14 protein-coding genes are annotated in these 18,673 nt (G+C 56.6%); 6 read left to right on the forward strand and 8 right to left on the reverse strand.

Annotated features, from left to right (window positions below; translation table 11 throughout):
• The first annotated feature begins 591 nt into the window (after positions 1-591).
• From ACZ1JY_RS13170 to ACZ1JY_RS13180, 3 genes are read left to right on the forward strand one after another with little or no spacing between them, the layout of a single operon-like run.
• Positions 592-1,977, forward strand: a complete 1,386-nt coding sequence (locus ACZ1JY_RS13170; protein WP_465129583.1) for an O-antigen ligase family protein — start codon at positions 592-594, stop codon at positions 1,975-1,977.
• The gene (locus ACZ1JY_RS13175) at positions 1,978-2,964 is read left to right on the forward strand and encodes a glycosyltransferase family 2 protein (protein ID WP_465129584.1); all 987 of its coding nucleotides are present in this window, start codon (positions 1,978-1,980) and stop codon (positions 2,962-2,964) included.
• A complete protein-coding gene (locus ACZ1JY_RS13180; protein ID WP_465129585.1) occupies positions 2,964-3,548 on the forward strand; it encodes an acyltransferase in 585 nt (194 codons plus the stop codon). Before ACZ1JY_RS13175 ends, ACZ1JY_RS13180 begins: the two co-directional genes overlap by 1 nt.
• A 9-nt stretch (positions 3,549-3,557) precedes the next feature.
• Here the strand turns inward: ACZ1JY_RS13180 and ACZ1JY_RS13185 are convergent, their stop codons facing one another.
• The 3 genes from ACZ1JY_RS13185 to ACZ1JY_RS13195 are packed head-to-tail and all read right to left on the reverse strand — an operon-like array spanning position 3,558 to position 7,811.
• Positions 3,558-4,850 carry a glycosyltransferase gene (locus ACZ1JY_RS13185; RefSeq protein WP_465129586.1) on the reverse strand — a complete coding sequence of 431 codons (1,293 nt, stop codon included), beginning with the start codon at positions 4,848-4,850 and terminating at the stop codon, positions 3,558-3,560.
• The gene (locus tag ACZ1JY_RS13190; RefSeq protein ID WP_465129587.1) at positions 4,847-7,051 is read right to left on the reverse strand and encodes a GumC family protein; all 2,205 of its coding nucleotides are present in this window, start codon (positions 7,049-7,051) and stop codon (positions 4,847-4,849) included. Before ACZ1JY_RS13190 ends, ACZ1JY_RS13185 begins: the two co-directional genes overlap by 4 nt.
• A gap of 43 nt (positions 7,052-7,094) precedes the next feature.
• Positions 7,095-7,811, reverse strand: a complete 717-nt coding sequence (locus ACZ1JY_RS13195; protein WP_465129588.1) for a polysaccharide biosynthesis/export family protein — start codon at positions 7,809-7,811, stop codon at positions 7,095-7,097.
• A gap of 209 nt (positions 7,812-8,020) precedes the next feature.
• Between ACZ1JY_RS13195 and ACZ1JY_RS13200 the strand changes: the two genes are divergently transcribed.
• Complete coding sequence (locus ACZ1JY_RS13200) at positions 8,021-8,575, forward strand: hypothetical protein (protein ID WP_465129589.1); 555 nt, start codon at positions 8,021-8,023, stop codon at positions 8,573-8,575.
• Between the two features lie 40 nt (positions 8,576-8,615).
• On the opposite strand, the gene ACZ1JY_RS13205 is transcribed toward ACZ1JY_RS13200, so the two are convergent.
• Positions 8,616-9,869, reverse strand: a complete 1,254-nt coding sequence (locus ACZ1JY_RS13205) for a glycosyltransferase family 4 protein (protein WP_465129590.1) — start codon at positions 9,867-9,869, stop codon at positions 8,616-8,618.
• Positions 9,866-11,131, reverse strand: coding sequence for a nucleotide sugar dehydrogenase (locus ACZ1JY_RS13210; protein WP_465129591.1), 1,266 nt, complete (start codon positions 11,129-11,131; stop codon positions 9,866-9,868). Before ACZ1JY_RS13210 ends, ACZ1JY_RS13205 begins: the two co-directional genes overlap by 4 nt.
• 169 nt (positions 11,132-11,300) lie before the next feature.
• Here ACZ1JY_RS13210 and ACZ1JY_RS13215 point away from each other — a divergent pair, with 169 nt between their 5' ends.
• Positions 11,301-11,924 carry a M48 family metalloprotease gene (locus ACZ1JY_RS13215; RefSeq protein ID WP_465129592.1) on the forward strand — a complete coding sequence of 208 codons (624 nt, stop codon included), beginning with the start codon at positions 11,301-11,303 and terminating at the stop codon, positions 11,922-11,924.
• An 11-nt stretch (positions 11,925-11,935) separates the two neighbouring features.
• Here the strand turns inward: ACZ1JY_RS13215 and ACZ1JY_RS13220 are convergent, their stop codons facing one another.
• From ACZ1JY_RS13220 to ACZ1JY_RS13230, 3 genes are all read right to left on the reverse strand, one after another.
• On the reverse strand, positions 11,936-13,333 hold the full coding sequence (locus ACZ1JY_RS13220; protein WP_465129593.1) for a sugar transferase: 1,398 nt from the start codon (positions 13,331-13,333) through the stop codon (positions 11,936-11,938).
• Between the two features lie 1,177 nt (positions 13,334-14,510).
• Entirely contained in the window at positions 14,511-14,654 is a 144-nt protein-coding gene (locus ACZ1JY_RS13225) for a hypothetical protein (RefSeq protein ID WP_465129594.1), read from the reverse strand.
• Positions 14,655-14,795: 141 nt separating this feature from the next.
• Entirely contained in the window at positions 14,796-15,875 is a 1,080-nt protein-coding gene (locus ACZ1JY_RS13230) for an IS5 family transposase (RefSeq protein ID WP_465129595.1), read from the reverse strand.
• A 588-nt stretch (positions 15,876-16,463) separates the two neighbouring features.
• Here ACZ1JY_RS13230 and ACZ1JY_RS13235 point away from each other — a divergent pair.
• Complete coding sequence (locus ACZ1JY_RS13235; protein WP_465129596.1) at positions 16,464-18,638, forward strand: hypothetical protein; 2,175 nt, start codon at positions 16,464-16,466, stop codon at positions 18,636-18,638.
• Positions 18,639-18,673 lie beyond the last annotated feature (35 nt).

Below are 18,673 nucleotides of genomic sequence, written 5' to 3' on the forward strand. Positions count from 1 at the left end.
CCTCGTTCGCCTTGCTCTCGCGCGAGCTGCTGCGCCCTCAATCCAGGAGGCATCCAGACGCGCTTGCAAGTAATCCATGTATGGATCAAGCATGTATGGATCAAGCAGGCGATCCCGAGGTTGACGAGGACCGTAGGCGCGTACCTCGATGCCCCGGCCAATGTATTTGCGGACTGCTTTACGGTCGATGCCGACTTGCGGGCGATCGCAGCGATCTTCACACGATGGCGGTGCAAATCAAGGATCATCATCAAACCTCCAAGCTTCTTCATCGCGGCACCGCCTCCCACCGGGAAAGCTATGCCGGATTTTTGGAGTTTGACCTGTCCGGAGTGCGCCTCGGACAGGGTTAACGAGAAGAAGTGGAAATTATGAAATGTCACTTCTGGGGCATTTTACGCCGCGATCAAAAATCGCGGAGAAATTCTGTGCGGAGATCGGGCTGTCCGCAGCGGATTGGGAAGGGTCCAATGCCACCGCATGTCTCGGAACGAAAAGTGAATTAAAGCCCAGTCATGGCAGTCAGCCCACTGGAAAAATGTTTTCCTCCTATGCTGCGCTGCACCCATTTCCCTTGCGGGCTGCGTGCCAATGAGGATAAAGGAAAGTACCAAGGAGATCGCTCAATTCATGGCTTCGTCCGGCATCCCTGTTAAGAGCGGGCACGTTCATTTGCCCGCACCCAACATCGTACGCCCGCAAACGGGCCCGCGCTCACTCGTACCACTTCTGCCGGCGTTGCTGATGTTTTATGCCGCCCTGCTGCCACAGGAGGTGCGCTTGTCCATCGCCGGGCAGGTGATATACTCCTTCCGAGCGGTAAGCTTGTTAATGCTTCCGTGGTTGATCAACAGCATCTCTAGAGGGCGCTATCCGTTCAGAGGTGCGGATCTCTTCATCTTTGCTGCGATTGGCTGGATGATGATTTCCTTTTGTGCATTCTACGGCTTAGGGGAAGGGTTCAGCCGCGCGATCGGGTTGGTGCTCGACGTAATCACTCCCTATCTGATTGCTCGTTTGAGCATTCGCAGCTACGCTGATTTCCGCAGATTTCTAGTCTATATTGCTCCGGGCCTTCTAGCGGCGGGCTTGAGCATGATGGTTGAAAGTTTGACACACCGTCAGCTAGTGCGCCCACTTGCTGCGAGTATTTTTGGTCCGCTTCCCTTTTTTGAGAATGGTCAAGCCGTTGCTCAGGCCAAGGATTTCAATGTTATCCGCCTTGGGTTGCTTAGGGCTGCGGGTCCTTTTTCGCATCCCATTCTCGCCGGACTTTTCATGGCGAGCTTCCTTCCGCTGTTCATAAACTCGTCACTGCGAGGCTGGCCGCGCAAGGCAGGAATTGTAGCGGGCGTGATGGCGGTATTTTCAGTCAGCTCCGCCGGCTTCGTCTCATTTGCTATTACAGGTCTTTTGCTAGGATTTGAACGGTTCAAAAATAATGTTAGCGGAATTGGCTGGCGCACATTCATCTTCACCGTGTTTTCATTTTTGCTGCTGTTGCAGGTGGCGTCCCAAAATGGTGTCGTATCAATCATTGTTCGCTACACACTCGATCCTGCTACGGGTTGGTTTCGACAACTGATTTGGGAATACGGGAGTCGCTCTGTTGCGAAACACCCGTGGTTTGGTATCGGGCTGACTGACTACGAGCGTCTGTCGTGGATGATCAACAGTATCGACAATCATTGGCTGTTGCTCGCCATCCGCCATGGCTACATTACGCCGGTCGCGCTCTTGCTCGGATGCCTTATTGCAATGATCAGCTTGGGGCAGGTTGTTCCTCATCTATCGAAGGTGGAGCGAAAGCTCGGCATAGCAATATCAGTTTCGTTGTTCGGCATGGTCATGCTGGCCTTCACCACGTCCTATTTTGGGGGAACATTGACCTGGTTCATGATGCTAATTGGCATTGTCATGGCTCTGGGAGATAGGCGGATATTGAAGACCCAAAGTCGCGCGCAGAAGGCTGAATAAATGACTGCCAAGCATGTCGTCCCTCAATCGGCTGCGCTGCCCACTGCAGCTACGCAAGCGGTGCCGGAAGTTACCGTCATCATAGTTAGCTACAACACCCGCGATCTCACGATACGTGCGATCGAGACGCTGTTCGATAACGCTGGCGATGTAGCCATGCGAGTTGTGGTGTGGGACAATGCTTCTCATGACGGGTCGGCCGATGCGATCGCAGCACGGTTTCCTGCATTGGAATTGATCCGTAGCGCGGAGAACGTCGGTTTTTCGCGTGCAAACAACGCGGTTGCGGAGACAGCAACAACCGATTGGCTCTTGTTACTTAATCCGGACACGGAGACTCATCCCCGGGCGGTGGAGAACATTTTGGCCTTCGGAAAAGCGCACCCCGAGGCCGGAATTGTCGGCGGTCGCACGGTTTTCCCTGATGGATCACTCAACATCGCGTCTTGCTGGAATACCATGTCCGTATGGAGCCTGTTTTGTTCGGCAACGGGTCTGGCCAAGCTCTTCCGCAATTCCCCGTTCTTCAATGCAGAAGGAATCGGCGGGTGGAATCGGGATAGCGTTCGCAAGGTTGATGTTGTTGTTGGCTGTTTCATGCTGGTCCCCACCGCATTATGGCGTGAGCTTGGTGGCTTCAGCCCACGGTATTTCATGTATGGCGAAGAGCACGATCTGTGCCTCCGTGCCAAACGTCTCGGATATCAGCCGATGGTCACGCCTGACGCACAAATCATGCATCTGGTTGGCGCCGCCAGCGCGAAGCGTGAGGACAAAATCCTCCGACTCATGCGGTCAAAGGCCACTTTGATCCGTGATCATTGGAGTGGCGTCCGTGTTCCGATCGGTATTGCGCTTCTTTGGTTGTGGATTGCGATTCGCCGCGGGGGATCTGCGGTAAAGGCGATCGTCTCCGGAAAGACTGAGGAGCATTCACGCTGGCAGACCGTTTGGTCCAGCCGGAGAGAATGGCTTAACGGCTATTGATGGGACAAGATTCCAACCTCGTGCACAAGCAACGCCTCGGTTTTGGGCGTAAATTGATGCGTCTTCTCATGGCAATTTTCGATCCACGGGCCTGGATGCATCTTGTTAAGATTGTCAACTTCTACAACTATTCCCATGTAAGACCTTTGCGTGAATTAACGGTCGGTGCATCGCCAGCGATTAGTCCTGATGCTGTGTTCTCAAATGCCGAGAGGATCGTGATGGGAGATCGTCCCCGTATCGGTTCTCGCTGCCACATCTGGGCTGGACCCGGCACGGGCCGAATCATCATTGGCGATGATGTGCTTATGGGGCCGGAAGTGATGCTGACAGCGGCTACTTACGACTATAACGCCGGATCTCCAGTTACGGATCAGCCCATGCGTGAAGCTGATATCGTGATCGGGAACGACGTTTGGCTGGCGACGCGGGCCCTTATTCTTCCGGGAACAATGATTGGAGATGGGTCTGTTGTCGCGGCAGGTGCAGTGGTCAAAGGGCATTTCCCACCGATGGTGATTTTGGCCGGTAGCCCGGCAAAAGTTGTCGGCCAGCGTGCCATCCGGTCGCCAGAAGATCAGTGACCCAGTTGACTACTTGCCGAGCGACGCATTGACGATAGCCAGCTGGAGCGCAGTGGCGAAGCTTTGTGCTATATTTGGTCGCGTAAAACGCGCGCTGGCGTCGGACACCTGCCATGCGGCCAGAGAGGCCTTGATAGGTCTCTGCTCGTTCACCAGCTGCAGAATTGCTGCCGCAATTTCTTCCGGCGAGGAGGCTGAGACAGGAAACGCAAAATCTGAATTGTCGAAAAATCCGTCAACCGAAGTACCTTTCGGATAAATGATTGGTGAGCCCGAAAATAGAGCTTCGACAAAGACGAGACCGAAACTTTCGCGAAGCGAAGGCATAACGAAGCCGACGGAGGCGTTAAAGCGGTTGCGCAGTTGGGCATGGTCCAGAGGACCCACGAGCTGAACGTTACGCTGGTTGCCGATAATTGCTTGGCTGCCTTTTACGTCGGATTCGCTCCCTCCGCCGATCACGGAAAGGTGGATACTGGGATCTTTTCTCTCCACGATGCGCATGGCGGCAACCAAGCCAGCGAGATTCTTGCGCTTGCGATTTTTCAAATGAAACACCGTAAGCAGCTCTCGGTTGTCAACGTTCGTAGGGGTTAGCGGGCTATCAAGATCCGTCGGGCAGGGTAAGGTTATTGTAAGTCCACTGCGCTTGCCCAAGCGCTTTTCTATCTGCGTCATAGCCCAGGGCGAGAACGGAAACACAACGGCCGCTTCGTGCAGCACCTTTCGGAACTCTGGCGCGAGATCGGGCCGCATACGGAGGATCTTAGTGTCGGTATCGCCCTGTATGGATATCGCGTAAGGTACACCGAAACTCTTCGCCATGCGGCGAACGGCGAGACCTTCGATCGACAATTTGTGGCCAATAATCAGGTCGACGTCTGCCGTGCCGCCCTTCGACTTAGGGTAATATTCGACCAGTGAGTTGCCAAGCTCGTGCAGCATGGTGGCGTGGAAAACGCCTCGACCCGGTGCATAGTATCGAAGGGAAGTTCCGTCGGAAAATGACTGCGTCTCAAATGCTACTTTCGGCTTCCCGTGGCCCCGTAAAATCGAGAGAAGCATCGCCTTGATCCCCGGCGACCGACGATTGACTGAAATGACCTCGTGATCAAATTTGTCACGCGTCAATTCGACCAAACTCCGGATCACTGGAGTCTTGAACGTATCGAAAGCGTCCGGGTAATCGCCACTTACGTGCAAAATCTTAGCAGCTTTACGATCGGTCACAGCCGCCTCAGCACTCTTCGCACAAAAGGCCGGGGCGGCGAGCGCTACCCCGGCGCGCTGTAAAACTGTCATTCATTCGAGTTTTTGTCGCCGTAGGAGTAATAGTTGTAGGTGTAGTCGTAGGAATATCCGGCCTCAGCAGAACGGTACTTGGTAAGAACAGCTCCGGCCACCTTCCCTCCGGCGGTCCGGAGGCGGCGCAGTGCAGCCTTCGCCTGACCGTAGTGCGAGCGGTTGGCTTCCACAATGAACACCACACCGTCAACATGCTGTGCGATAAGCGGTGCATCCGCCAATCCCATCACCGGCGACGAGTCAATGATTATCAGATCGTAGCTCTCACGACAGCGTTGCAGGAAGTCGGTGAAACGGGTCGAAGACAGGAGCTCGACTGGTCTGAGAGGCAGAGGGCCCACTGGCAGTACATCAAGATTTTCCGGCGTCCCCTCCAACAGGGCGGACTGCAGCGGAACGTCACCCAGCAGAACTTCCCCAAAGCCTGCGGACTTCCGCTCTGAGCCGAACAGCGCGCTGATGGCCGGCTTGCGCAAGTCAGCGTCAATCAGCAGTGTCCGACGGCCCAACTGCGCATATTTACGAGCGAGCACAGTTGAGGTCAGTGACTTCCCTTCGGAAGGCTGGCTGCTGGTAATTTGCAGAACGCGGTGATTATCAGGTACCGCGAAATCGATCGAGGTTCGCAGCGACGAGTACGCTTCCATGAGCGCGCTGAATGGATCGCGGATCTGATCTTCCATCTCATCGCTGGACAAGTGTGGCGTGAAACCGAGAAGGGGCGTGCCGAGCTTGCGTTCGACATCATCACTAGACCGAAGGCGGTCGTCGAAGGCTTCTCGCAACACCGCGGCACCGACGGCCAAACCTACACCGGCAACCAAGGCTACCAGCAAGTTCTTGACCAGGTCGGGCGAGGAAGGAACCGAAGGCGTTTCGGCGCTATCCAGCTTTGTCACGGTGCCATTGTCAATGTTGGCAGCCGCCGAGATTTGGTTAAAACGTTCAAGCAGCGCAGCGAGCTGGGCACGAAGAGCGCCAGCCTCACGATCGAGGAGGTTGTAGCGAACGCGTCGGTCCTGCTTGTCGAGCGTTTCGTCTGCAACCTTGTTCAGTTCGCTAGCGATCCCTTGCTCCTGGCGAAGGGCAACGAGATAGGCATCGCGTGCAGAGTTCTTGATGTCGTTGCCGATCTTGGCAATTTGCGAATCCAGCGTGGCTATCTGTGCACGCGTCTCGCGGATCTGCGGATAAGATTCACCATAACGCTGCCGAAGTTCTGCGATCTTGGCCAGCTGCTTGGAGCGCTCGCCAAGCAGTTCTTGGTAGGTCGGATTTTGCTGCACTTCAGGAAGCTGGCTCGCGGGGATGCCGGCGATTGCGCGCCAGCGTTGCTCGGCAGAAATGCGATCAGAACGCAGCTTGGTGTAAGTCTCGTTGACGCTTGTCAGGTTGCCTACGGTGATCGTGGGGGCAGTGCCTGCGCTTTCGTCTTTGGCGGAGGAAGCTGTCAGAGGGCTGCCTACAATACGGTTCTGCTTGGCGTAAGCATTAGCCTTCATTTCGGCTTCCTGCACTTTTCGGCCGATCTCTGTGATCTGGTCCTGCAGATACTTGCGTGCATATTCGTTTGACCGCAGGCTGCGGCGAAGATCTTCTTTCACATACGCGTCAGCGTAGCCATTCGCGAGCAGGCTTGCAATCTGCGGGGTGGGCGAATGGAAGCTGATTGCAATCACGCGATTGTCCATCGGGATGGTAACGGAGACGCCACCTTGAGCGATGGCGGCTGCCGTATCCCGCCGCGTCTGAAGCCACTGCTTGTCTGAAAGCCCGACTGGACGGTTATCTAGATATTTCTTGCCGAGGAAATCGCGATTATCATACAGTTTCAGGTCGTCGACCACCTGATACGCTAGGCTACGGCTCTGGATGACTGAGCCTTGTGTATTCATGAATCGGTTGATCTCGTTCACCGAGACGTCTGGTGCGAGATCCTGGCCCTCAACGATCTGAACGCCGTTGGGCTCAACCCGCACCGTTGCTTCAGCCTGATATATCGGCTTGGTCATCAGCGTTACTATAAGGCCCAGCACCAGGATTACGGTCGTAACACCTATCAGAATTAGGCGCTGCCGGAACATCACTCCGCGCATCATGGCGAGCGTGAAAAATCCCTCGCTGCCGTCGCTGGAACCGTCATCCGATCCCGGCATAAACTTGTCCGACCACGCAGCGCGGTTCTGGGCGTCTATCATGCTTCGATTAACCCTTTGAAATTCACGGTCGGGAGGCCGTACCTCAGATGTTGGTAAACAGCGCGAAAGCAGGGAGAGTCTTGATCAGGTCTTGCCAGAATAATGAGAGACCGGAAGTCCCGACCACCACGCGGTCGGTCGGCAACAGGATCGGATCTAGCATCGTGCCCGAACGAACGGCGCCGTAGTCGAATTTGGCGACTGACATTCCCCGTTCAGTCTGCCGGAAAATTGCGACTTCCTTGAGTTTGGCTTCGCGCTTTAAACCGTTCGCGAGAGCGATCGCGCCTGAAAGTCTCGTTCCAGGCTTGAACGGATACATGCCGGGCTTTTCAACCGAGCCTTCAACAGTGACGACGTGTGAGCCGAACTGCATAACGTTGACTGAGACCCTCGGATCGATAAGGTCCGCCTTTGCGAGGCGCTGAGCCAATGAGCGCTCTAAGTCACGAGTGGTTATTCCGTCGACCTTGATCGATCCGACCAGCGGTAGCGACAGTATGCCATCGGCGCCAACGGGCACGTTCTCGACGGAAAGATCGGGCTCGCGGAAAACGGTCACGGACACGACATCTGAGGGACGCAATGTGTAGGTGGACGATTCTGTACCCGTGTAGTCCTGCTGACCGAGCTCGGCTGAGGGGGTCTGGTCGACAAGGCCGACCTTGGCACCAGGACCGGTGCTGCAACCCGCAAGAGCGATGAGCAGTATGCCAGCCGCAGCGGGTTTTGCAGCGCAACGGGCGAGTCTAAACTTCATGCAAGCTTCCACCCTCAAAGGCCCTTTTGAAACAGAGTTGTGGTCGGCATAAACCCCTCCCTAACACAGCGCAACCCTTGCTGCGGGGGACGTTGCGAGCCCTCGTCTCGACGCCGACAACTGTCTGTTGGTGCCCCCAAGATCGAATGTTGCAATGCAGCGTCCAATTCTGGCAAGAGGCGCGCGACAACAAACTTGAGGTCCGTCATATGCTCACCCTCTTCGCGGTTGTATCGTATGTCGCCACGGCGGTGCTTGCGTTGAAGGCTTTCTTGGTGTCGCGGTCTCGCAGGGGGCATAGTGCATTGCCTGCCATATCCAGAAATGTGTGGATCCTTGCCACGCTGCTTTTTGTCATAGCAGCGATCTCGCGCTATTTCGGGATTGAGGAACAAATCCGCGTCTGGTTCCGCGCCTTGCTCCGGTCTGATAAGCTCTACAGCAATCGCTTTGAGTTTCAATCGATCTTTGCCAGCCTTGTAGTCATCATTGCGGCAGCGGGAGCATTGTGGAGTGTAGTGAACCGAATGCACAGTGGTAAATTGCGACGAGGCGCTCTGCCGCTTGCTACTCTGGTAGCCGCGTCTGGCTGTGCCACAATGCTGTGCCTGATCGTGCTGCGCCTCGTATCGTTCCACGTCACCGACGTTTTGCTGTTCGGCGGTCCACGGTTGAACTGGTTTCTTGATATCGGCTCGACGCTTTCGGTTGCCTACGCCGCCGTGGTTCATGTGCGCTTGCTTGGCCGTCCGCGGCAACGCTGACGGATTTCGCCGCATACCGGCGTCTCCGTGGGATGCCGGATCAGCGTGCAAAGTTCAGAGCCGTGGAATAAGCGGATATCAGTGGGTTTATTTGGTGGCCCCAGTTCAATTCGGTTTCGACGCGCTTGCGCCCAAATGCCCCCATTTCCATGCGACGCGCCGGATCTTCGATCAGCTCGACGATCTTTTCAGCCATGTCGATCGGATCATTGGCTTTCGCATAGAGCGAAGCGTCCTGTGCCGAATATCGGCCCTCGGTCACGTCAAACTGCACAATCGCCTTCTCGAGGCTCATGTATTCCATGATCTTGTTCATGGTCGACTTGTCGTTCATGGCGTTGACCCGGTCAGGGTTGACGCCAACGTCCATCGTCGAAAGAACCTCGAACAGGTCTTGATCGGGCGCGCGCCCTGTGAAGTGGATGAAATCCGCCAGGCCCTTTTCGGCCACCAGCGCCTTGAGCTTGGGAAGGCTCGGGCCGCCACCGACAAGGCAGAACTGGATATCGCTGCGCCCCATCTGCCGCACGATGTGGTCCACCGCATCGATCAGCAGGTCGATGCCCTCCTGGTCGCCCATCACACCGACATAGCCGACGAGATACTTGCGGCCATTCTTCCAGCTGTCCACCGGCGGCACCCGCTTCAGACGGCTGAGATCAGGGCCGGAGCGCACGACGAAGACCTTGTCCGGGTCCATTCCGCCACGCTCGATCGCGATCTTTCGATAGGAATGGTTGGTCGCCATCGAGACATCGGCCGACTTGAAGGTCAGCTTCTCGAACAGGACCATAAGCTTCCAGAAGAAGCCGCGCTTGTCGAACTTGGCTTCGTAAAGCTCAGGATTGATGTCGTGATGATCGAAGATGTACTTCACGCCGAACAGCTTCAGCGGCAGCGCGACGAGGAAGATCAGGTCCGGCGGATTGCAGCCCTGAATCACATCGATGCCGCGCTTGAAGAAGATCTTCCAGGTCAGCACGGTTTCATAGAACAGCGCAGCGCCGTACTCGAGCAGGAAGCCCAGCGCGCCGCTTGCCTCGATCGGCAGCGGATGGCGATGGATCTCGATCCCGTCGATTACCTCGAAGCGCTTCTCGTAACCCTTGCCGGTCGGGCAGATGATCGAGACAAAAGCGCCTGCCGCCTTCAACGTGCGCGCCTCCTGCCACACGCGCCGGTCGAACGGCAGCGGCAGGTTCTCGACCACGATGAGAACCTTCTTGCCCTTGAGCGGCAGGCCCGGAATCTCGGTCGGGAACTCGAATTCAGCAGGGGTAGCAACCGCGTTCATGCAATGGCGCTCACGTCGACAATGCGCGTAGAACCGAGTTCGAGATCCTTGATCAAGCAATTGGTCGCAACGACCACCGCATAGTCACGCGACTGCGCCGTCGCCTTGTCGACCAGTAGTCCGTCGATCGAGGGCAGGATCGCATAGGCATAGCCCAGATTCTGGCCGATCAGGCTTTCCGGCTTCAACTGCGGGTCATAGATGTCGAGCGCGTACCCTGCATCGAGCAGCTTGCGCGCCATGTCGACCGCCGGACTCTCGCGCAGATCGTCGGTATCCGCCTTGAACGACAGGCCGACGAGCAGCACACGCGCGCCCGGTTCTAAGCCCTGCGTCGCCTGCAGGAACTGGTGGTGCTTGTGCGCGTCGTTGCTGCGCAGCAGAGAGTCGACGAGATGCGTCTGCGCGCCGGTATCAGCCGCAATATGCTGCAGCGCGCGCACGTCCTTGGGAAGACACGAACCGCCGAACGGACCGCCCGGACGAGTATAGTATGCCGAGATGTTCAGCTTGGTGTCCGAGACGAAGATCTTGTGCACCTGCCGCGCCGAGATGTCGAGGTTCTGGCAGACTCGGCCGACTTCATTGGCAAACGCCACCTTGACGGCGTGCCAGGTGTTATCGACGAACTTGGTGATTTCCGCTTCGCGGATGCCGACGTGGAAGATCGGCGCATCGATGCCTTCGTGTAGCGCGACCATCTTTTCGGAGGGCTCACCACCGATGGTACCGAGCACGATCTTGGGCGGGTTGAAATAGTCCTCGATCGCGGTCGCCTCGCGCAGGAACTCGGGGTTGTAGACCAGTTCGATGACGCGGTCGCAATCATCGCCGATAAGCGAACGGAAGATCGGCAGGATCATCTGCTCGGTGGTGCCGGGTCGCATGGTCGAGCGATAGACGACCGTCAGGGGGGTCGCACGGTCAGGCTTGATCGAAGAAGCAATCGCGCGGGTGACCTGCACGATGTAGCTCATGTTGTGTGCCCCATCGACACCACTCGGCGTGCCGACGCAGACGATGGCGATGTCGCAATCGTCGAGCTTCTCGCCGATCTCGGTCACCGCTTCGAGCCGACCTTCGGCGCGAGCCTTGCCAATCAGATCGTCGAGGCCGGGCTCGTAAACCGGCGAGCGACCGCCATTGAGCGTATCGACCTTGCCGGGATTGACGTCGATGCCGATGACATGATGACCCTGGCTGGCGATACATCCCGCCGCGGTGCAACCCACATAGCCCAGACCAAGGATGGCAATCTTCAACGTAATCTCCCGAAGCAAGCCAAACCGCAGGCGGGCCGCATGCCGTCCTTGCCGATCTTTAAGCGATGCGGAAGAAACGGCTTGGCAGGTTTCCCCCGCGTAATACTGCCTGCTTAGCGGCTACTCCAAAATGGTGCAATGCAATATAACTTTGCCGATAGAACGTTTTGTGGGCGTCCGGCATTTGCGGGAGGGCGACGAAATTCTCTCGATCAATGGCCAGAGCGTCGGCGCGATCGTGGAACGTCGCAAGGCGGGCGTCCTGGTCGCCGAGGCGCTGATCGAGGAAATAGCCGCCAATGAACCTGACCATCCGATCACGATCGCCGTCGGCCGAGCAGGGGCGACGCAGCAATTCCGTGTCCAGCCGGTCCGGCATTGCGCAGCACGCCTCGTGCTCTTCACCGATAGCAGCATCGACGCCCATAGCGATTCGCGCAATGTCGCCATTTCCGCAGGCCTGATCACTTTTGCGCGCAATGATGACGAAATTGCGCTGGCCGCAGGGCACGAGCTGGCTCACATCATCCTGCGGCACCGCAAGGGCGGCGGCATAGCGGCCCGGCGACGGATGGAGGACGATGCCGACTCGCTCGGCCTTCGGCTGATGCACTGCGCAGGTTATGATGTCGGCACGGGGCTCGGCCTGTTCCAGCGGCTGGGCAAGGGCGACTGGCTGGGCTTCCTCCGGGCGCCGACCCATCGCAGCTTCGCCAAGCGCGTGGCTCAGCTCAAGGCCGAACTGCCCGGTTTGACCTGTCCCGCGAGCGTCGAAATGCAGCATCTCGGGTAAGCGGAAGTCTCTCAAAACGCGCGGTCATGCACAAGGACGCGCACCGTGTTGACGATGATCTTGAGATCGCGCCAGATCGTCCAGCCATCGAGGTATTCAAGGTCGGCCTGAAGGCGATTGGCAAGGTCAGTCTCGGTGTCGGTCGCACCGCGGAAACCGCGCACCTGCGCCAGACCGGTAAGGCCGGGCTTCAGCGAGTGGCGCAGCCAGTAGCGATGGTCGACTTCCCAGAACAGCTTGTCGCCGGCCAGCGAGCCGATGGCATGGGGGCGCGGGCCCACGATCGACATCTCGCCGCGCAGCACGTTGAGCAGCTGCGGCAGTTCGTCGATGCTGGTACGGCGGATCAGCCGACCAATGCAGGTGATGCGATCGTCATCCTTGCTGGCCGAACGGTTGCCCGATGCATCCAGCTTCTCGACGCGCATCGATCGAAACTTCAGGATTGGAAAGAAGCGGTTACCGCGCCCGGTGCGCTTCTGCACGAAGAACACCGGACCACGATCCTCGAGCTTTATCAGCAGCGCAACCAGCAGCAACAGCGGCGAAAGGAACAGGACGGTGCCCCCTGCCAGCGTCGTGTCGAGAGCGCGCTTGACCGCGCGGGCGCGCAGGCCGAGCGGCCCGCTCGACACGATCAACGAACCGTAATCGCGATCGCGCCGTGCGCCGATCACACCAAGCTTGCGCACTTCGGGATCGACGATCTCACCCGAGACATTGGCGCTCTTGAACACGAGCGCCCACGACGTGCGACGGTCCGGCGGGCAGGAAACCAGTACCCTGTCCATGTTCAGCATGTAGAGCCCGAGGCGGTCCATCATGTGCGGATCGCCAAGGTCGGGCGCGAGGTGATGCTCGCGCGCATCAATGTGGAATGCGTGGGCGACGCGCAGCGAAGCGCCGCCGTCATCGATCACCAGCGTGTTCACCGCAACTTCGCCGCAGCGGGCACGGATCAGCGGGCGGATCAGCGCGCGCACCCACAGCAGCAACGCCAGGCTGAACGCCAGCCCGAGCATGGCCGATACACGCGAGAAATCCTCGGTGCTCTTTGTCGCAAAGCCGACGAACAGCAGCACCGACTCCGCACCCAGAAGCGACAGGGCCGAACGCCCCCGCGCGAAGTTGGGGCGGCGCAGGGCGGTAAGCGTATAGACCTGAAGGCTGAGCGCGATCGTCCAGTAGATCGGCAGCATCACCTGGCTATGCAGAACCGAGGCGGGATCGGCGAAGTTGCCGAGGTATAGCCAGCTCGCCGCGCCGAATCCGCCGATGATGGCAAGGCCGTCGGCCAGCAGTACCGCAACATAGAGCTGCAGCCGCCGTTGCTCGAGCGACGGCGCCAGGGGAAGCGTCACGCGCTTCCTGTTCTGCGACTGGCGCATCTCGTCTGCCGAAATGTGCATTGTCATCGCGTGTAGCTGCCCCTTCAGTCCCGCGCAAAGGTGTCCGCAGCACCGCGCGATCACCAGACGGGACATGGATCGTAACAATGGGAACGAATCTCTAATGCGACCAATGCTATTCTTATTGCACTGCGCAAAAGTACCTAGGGATCATCTTATGGCAAGCATCTTCGTGTCCCAATACGACGCAGGCCACTCCAGATGACGGAAATCCGCCACGCTTCATCGCGCTACAGCGCGCGCAATCTCGGCTAGACCCTGCGCAAGCGCGAGTTCTTCGTTGCGATTGTCGGCAATCAGTGTGCGGTGCAATAAGACCAATCGATCGACATTTCGACACCGGGTGGTGCAAGGCAGAGCCATTGTGAAGGTTTTCATGGCCGCGTAATCGTCGTGTGGGCGCTGGCGCTGCCGGGTCTGATGTTTGGCTCTTTCATCGTTGTGATAGCTACATTCTCGGCACCCTTTTTGATTGCTGCCGCTGTCCTTTCCTTCTAGTTTGGGACCGCGGTCCTGCGTCGCCCGACACCCTGGTCTCTGGCAGCGATAGCTGTTCCGCTATTTGCCGGCTGCGTGATTTTTGGCCGGGCAGGCTTGTTGTCTGTGGTCATAGCCGTGCCAGCAGCCTGCTATTTCGTTGCGTCGCTTCGGATCATGCCACCGACGCAAAGAGACCAGATTGACGTAGCGCCCAGTCGCTGATTCAACGCTGTTTTTTGGAGGCAGGCTTGAGCAGGGCGATCTGACCGAAGCAGAATGGTTTATCCTGAAGGATTTATTGCCCATCGAGCCTGAGAACCGTGGCCGAGGCAGACGGCCGAGTAGAACCGTTCGATCATCAACGGCATTCTCTGGTGACTGCGATGTGGCGCGCCATGGCGTGACGTACCTGCCAGATACTGTAGCTGGAACACCACCTATCTGCGGTTTCGACGTTAGAGCGAAGCTCGGGTCTGGGAGACGGTCGCGGTTACGCTGGCAGAGGTCATGGCGGACAGCAGCCTTGACAGGATCGACAGCACCACAGTTCGCGCCCACGTCTCGGCAGCGGGCGGAGCCGCAGGCCGGCGAAGCTAAAAGGAGGAATCATCGACGCGCTCTTGGCCGGTCGCCTGGCGGGTCCACCAGTAAGCTTCACTACCTGGCTGACGCCTTCGGACGACCATTCGCTTTCCACTTAACGGTCGGCGAGGCGGCACATTGCAAGGCGTATGATCGGGCACTCTACAAACAGCGCGATTGAATTGAGCGCCTGTTCAGCCACTTCAAGATCAACCGCGCCATCGCCACCCGCTACGACCACCTTGCGCGAGCTGGACACCCGCAAAAACCATGTAGTTCGAGGCGGATTGGTCCGAGGATGGCTGTTCCCTGTGCTTTTCGACTACAATGACCCGCCGCTGGTCTATTTCTGTAGGTAATTCGGGCGGTTTGAGCCGGTTCTTCGAGATTCCTGGCAGAGTCATCCCATGCTTTCGCGTAGCTCGTGGAAGATCAGCCTGTTGAAGTTGTAGGCCATGTTGCAAAGGGTGAGCTTTGCTTCGGCACGGGCCAAGCCGATGGTGCGGATGAACAGTCCGAAGCGGTTCTTCTGATGCGCGAAGACATGTTCGACGTGGGCCCGTATCGAGGACTTTGCGGCGTTGGCTCTGGCGATCGCTCTCGGCATGGGCTTGCCCTTGGGTTTGCGCCGGTGAATTCGCGATGTGAGCATCCGATCCGACAACCACTTCTCGTTGCGCTTTGAGCGATAGGCGCTGTCTGCCCAGACCTCGGAGCCGGTGTTATCGGTACTCACGACGTGCCGAAGGAGACGCCCGTCGGCAGCCGATGCGGACGTTACCGCCATCTCCCGGATGAAGCCATAGCGCCGGTCGATGCTGATATGGGATTTGTAGCCGAAGACCGGCAGGGCAATCATGGGCAGCGGCGTGCCGTCTTCCCGATGGCGCACCTTGCCGCCAATCTTGAGCGTCCAGCGTGCATCGGTGTCCTTCTGCGCGGCCTTGTTCGGTGCATCGGGCCAGATATCCTTCGCACTCTTGCCCGACTTGATCGCCTCGCGTTCACCCTCGGTATTTCGCTGCTTGGGCGCGGGCACCAGCGAGGCATCGACAATCTGCCCCGACATCGGGATGTAGCCCTTCTTCTGGAGTTGCCAGTCGAAGGCCTTCATCACCCGTTTGAGCGTTCCGGTCTCGGTCAGGCGATTGCGGAAATGCCGGATCGTGTTCTCGTCCGGCGTCCGGTCCCCGAGCGACAGCCCAAGGAAACGCAGCCAACTCAGGCGATCCCGGATCATGAATTCCATCCGCGCGTCCGACAGGTTGTGCTGCGCCTGCAGGATCAGCGCCTTGAACATCATCACCGGATCGAACGAAGGGCGACCACCTTTGGCACCATCGCCATCGCCGAGCCCTTCAACCAACCAGGCCCGGAAGTATTCAAAGTCCACCGTCTGTTGCAGAACCTCGAGCGGATCGCCGTCCTTGCTCAAGGCCTCAAGATGATCGTCCAAACTGAACAGGAACTTCGGATCCATCACGGCTCTCCATGATCGCTCTCGATCAATGAATCACCAACGACACCGAAACTCCATCGGTTTTTGCGGGTCTCCAGCTTCCTCGGCATGGTCCAAATCGCCACCGCCAGATACTGGCTCAAATTCGTCCACGCCGCCTAGCACACCATAGGCCATCTGCCTCCAGGCATCCACTACCCTAGATCGGCTCGGTATCTGACAGGGCCAACGCTGAGTGGTAGATGCTGCACAGCCTGTCGAAATCAAAAAAAGCGGGTCGAACCGCATGTTCTGCGGCACAGCTTCGCTACCCGTCTTCTGGAAGCGGTGCCAACGTTCGGACCCGCAACCTGTTATCTGCGTATCACAGCAAACTCAGGCTTTTTCTGGATCAGACGAACGCGCGCGGAACAAGTCTTTAGGAGCTATCCTCAGCGCGGTTGCTAAAGCACATATACACATCATATCTAGCGCGTATAAGTATAAGGCCTTACGTATGTATTCATACCTCCATATTCCAGTGTATTCGGGTTAATACTTACAATAAAATGGTGGGGCTAATAAGAATTTAGTTATATGAATGCCAGACTCTAAAGGAGTCTGGGGAATATGAGAGACGTCTACGCTTTGCAGCCAAACCCTTTATTAAGTGGATTTGCTTCACGACGCGCGTTCCTGAGCGGAGCATCGGCGACGCTTGCGCTCTCTGCTTGTGGGGGTGGTGAATCTCCGGAGGCGAGCCCGCCAATCCTGTTATCAACCGCTGCACAAAGCTCGACCCTTCGCGCGGTGGCTACCTCGGCCGCCACGACATCGCAGAACGAGATATACCCAGGCAATAATTGGACCGGATCTGCGGGTTCGGGGTTCACCTATCCGCCTTTAGATCCAGTGCGCCTAACTGCAAAGCCAACGGTGCGGCTCATAGTCCCGCCAAATCAGGCTTACACGGATACGCTCTTGGTGGGCGTTGCAGCTTTTGCGAACGACGGGGGCTCGTTACTTGAAAATCTGGGTTTGAAGTCTCTGATTGTCTATTTCGAAGGCAATCAAATTGAGATATCTAGTCCATCTTCTGAATCTTTCACGGCCGAAAATGGTCAACAAGTTAGCTATTTCGGCTGGTGGTTCCGACTAAGGCATGACGGTCGGAATGGCGATGCCCACTTGTTTGTAGAAGCCGTCCCACGCGACACTACCATGCAAAACAGGGTGATGGGACCTTACCTGTTTATGCCGTCCTCAGCGCTTTACGATCTGGAGCTGACGGTTTCACCTTCCCAACCCGAGATTGCAGGTACTCGTTATGCTTCGATACGGGCCGCGCTGGCTTATGCTGCGTTGCAAAGGAAGGATCGTCCGCGGATCACTTTGACAGAAGCGCGCGATGATTATCGGTTGGAGTCGATTGGTCGATCGTACGTGACTGCCAAGGGCTACGCTACAATCGAGGCTTTGGTGCCAATCACGATTAGCAACGCCAGCTACGCTCCAGCATCTCCTCGTACATTTTATGATGGCTTGCGATTTAAGGGTAGTAATATAACTATAGATCACAAGTTTATGGACACAATATATCATGAAGGTAAAGGGTGTCAGCACTGGTTTGACGGAGTAAACATCACTTCGACAGCCGGACCAAATTATACGATTCCTGCGCTGCGGGGGCCTAAGCTTTATAGTATTGCTCGTAATAATCCGTGGTTTACCGAGTGTACTATAAGTAGCGTTGCTAATATGGTTGTTGGTGCAAGCCTTGCGAGAGGGTGCAGGCTTTCAAACGGTTTGGGCGACATCATGACGGACGTCCGGTGTGCGGTCGGAAATTATGTCGAAAATTTCAACAGCTCGGAGGTTTGGGCAAAGGATGTTCCCGCTTTTACGCTAACATATATTGGAAATGCAAGCTCTGCTAATCTAGAACTTTCGGGATATTCGGATCAAGCATCCCGAGTTTTTACTGCTACGGTGGACGGTATGGTTGTGGGATCCTTCACCGTTTCCAAAACGGCGACAAGTGCTACACCGTGCTCTGCTGTCGTCAACTGGCTGAACGGACTACCGGGGTTCGTGGCAACGTTGCTCGATGATTCGCGCCGAGCTACTTTCTGTTCGTTGCCAAAGCTCAAAGGAGGAGCGTTCGGGCCAACGAATGTAAAAGGTACGACGTTACAAATAGTAACAATGTTGGATATTCACAGTGATGTTTGGCAGCAACTATTTGGGGGAATTCGAGAGAACGTAATTGTATTTAACAATATTATTGTCGGACATGTGGGGCAATGCTTTTTTATAAGCACGAATGAAGCTTCTATGGATTTAGCATTCGTTAATAATTGCTATTATGCTAAAAAGATTAATGACGTATATGCAAAAACGCAATGGTTTTTTAGCCAAGTTGGAAGATCTGGACTAAAATCGCATCTTATATTTTCGCATAACTCAATGAATCAGGCGTGGTGGTTTAGAACTGATGACGGATTTTCTATTGACTCCTACTGTATGTTCAAGAATAATGTATGCCTTAATTTCGAATGGAAAGGAAAGCCTGCGAATAATGTTCCTATAGATAATAATCATTTTTACGCTATGACTTCTCGTCTGGCCGCGTCGTCCGGAACTACGACCGGCGGAACAGAGGAGCAAATTTGGCCACGCGCTGCTCTTGGTGATTTCACTCCAAGTGGCCCCCTACTTTACGCGACCTCAAAACCAAGCGTCAGGCGAGATGGAAGGGGAAGAGAGAGGCGGAATGCCGACGTGCCAGGCGCAGTTGCTAGTTAGATTTGAGTCTCTGTCGAAAAGGTCCACAGCCTTCG

The organism is Novosphingobium sp. BL-A-41-Hi4B-X5A (assembly GCF_055521705.1).

Bases quoted from the DNA above. Each gene is read 5' to 3' on its own strand.
- ACZ1JY_RS13190 (WP_465129587.1), bottom strand. From the start codon at position 7,051: ATGATAGACGCCCAGAACCGCGCTGCGTGGTCGGACAAGTTTATGCCG.
- ACZ1JY_RS13235 (WP_465129596.1), top strand. From the start codon at position 16,464: ATGAGAGACGTCTACGCTTTGCAGCCAAACCCTTTATTAAGTGGATTT.
- ACZ1JY_RS13175 (WP_465129584.1), top strand. From the start codon at position 1,978: ATGACTGCCAAGCATGTCGTCCCTCAATCGGCTGCGCTGCCCACTGCA.
- ACZ1JY_RS13195 (WP_465129588.1), bottom strand. From the start codon at position 7,811: ATGAAGTTTAGACTCGCCCGTTGCGCTGCAAAACCCGCTGCGGCTGGC.
- ACZ1JY_RS13200 (WP_465129589.1), top strand. From the start codon at position 8,021: ATGCTCACCCTCTTCGCGGTTGTATCGTATGTCGCCACGGCGGTGCTT.
- ACZ1JY_RS13180 (WP_465129585.1), top strand. From the start codon at position 2,964: ATGGGACAAGATTCCAACCTCGTGCACAAGCAACGCCTCGGTTTTGGG.
- ACZ1JY_RS13205 (WP_465129590.1), bottom strand. From the start codon at position 9,869: ATGAACGCGGTTGCTACCCCTGCTGAATTCGAGTTCCCGACCGAGATT.
- ACZ1JY_RS13220 (WP_465129593.1), bottom strand. From the start codon at position 13,333: ATGCACATTTCGGCAGACGAGATGCGCCAGTCGCAGAACAGGAAGCGC.
- ACZ1JY_RS13230 (WP_465129595.1), bottom strand. From the start codon at position 15,875: ATGGATCCGAAGTTCCTGTTCAGTTTGGACGATCATCTTGAGGCCTTG.
- ACZ1JY_RS13170 (WP_465129583.1), top strand. From the start codon at position 592: ATGAGGATAAAGGAAAGTACCAAGGAGATCGCTCAATTCATGGCTTCG.
- ACZ1JY_RS13185 (WP_465129586.1), bottom strand. From the start codon at position 4,850: ATGACAGTTTTACAGCGCGCCGGGGTAGCGCTCGCCGCCCCGGCCTTT.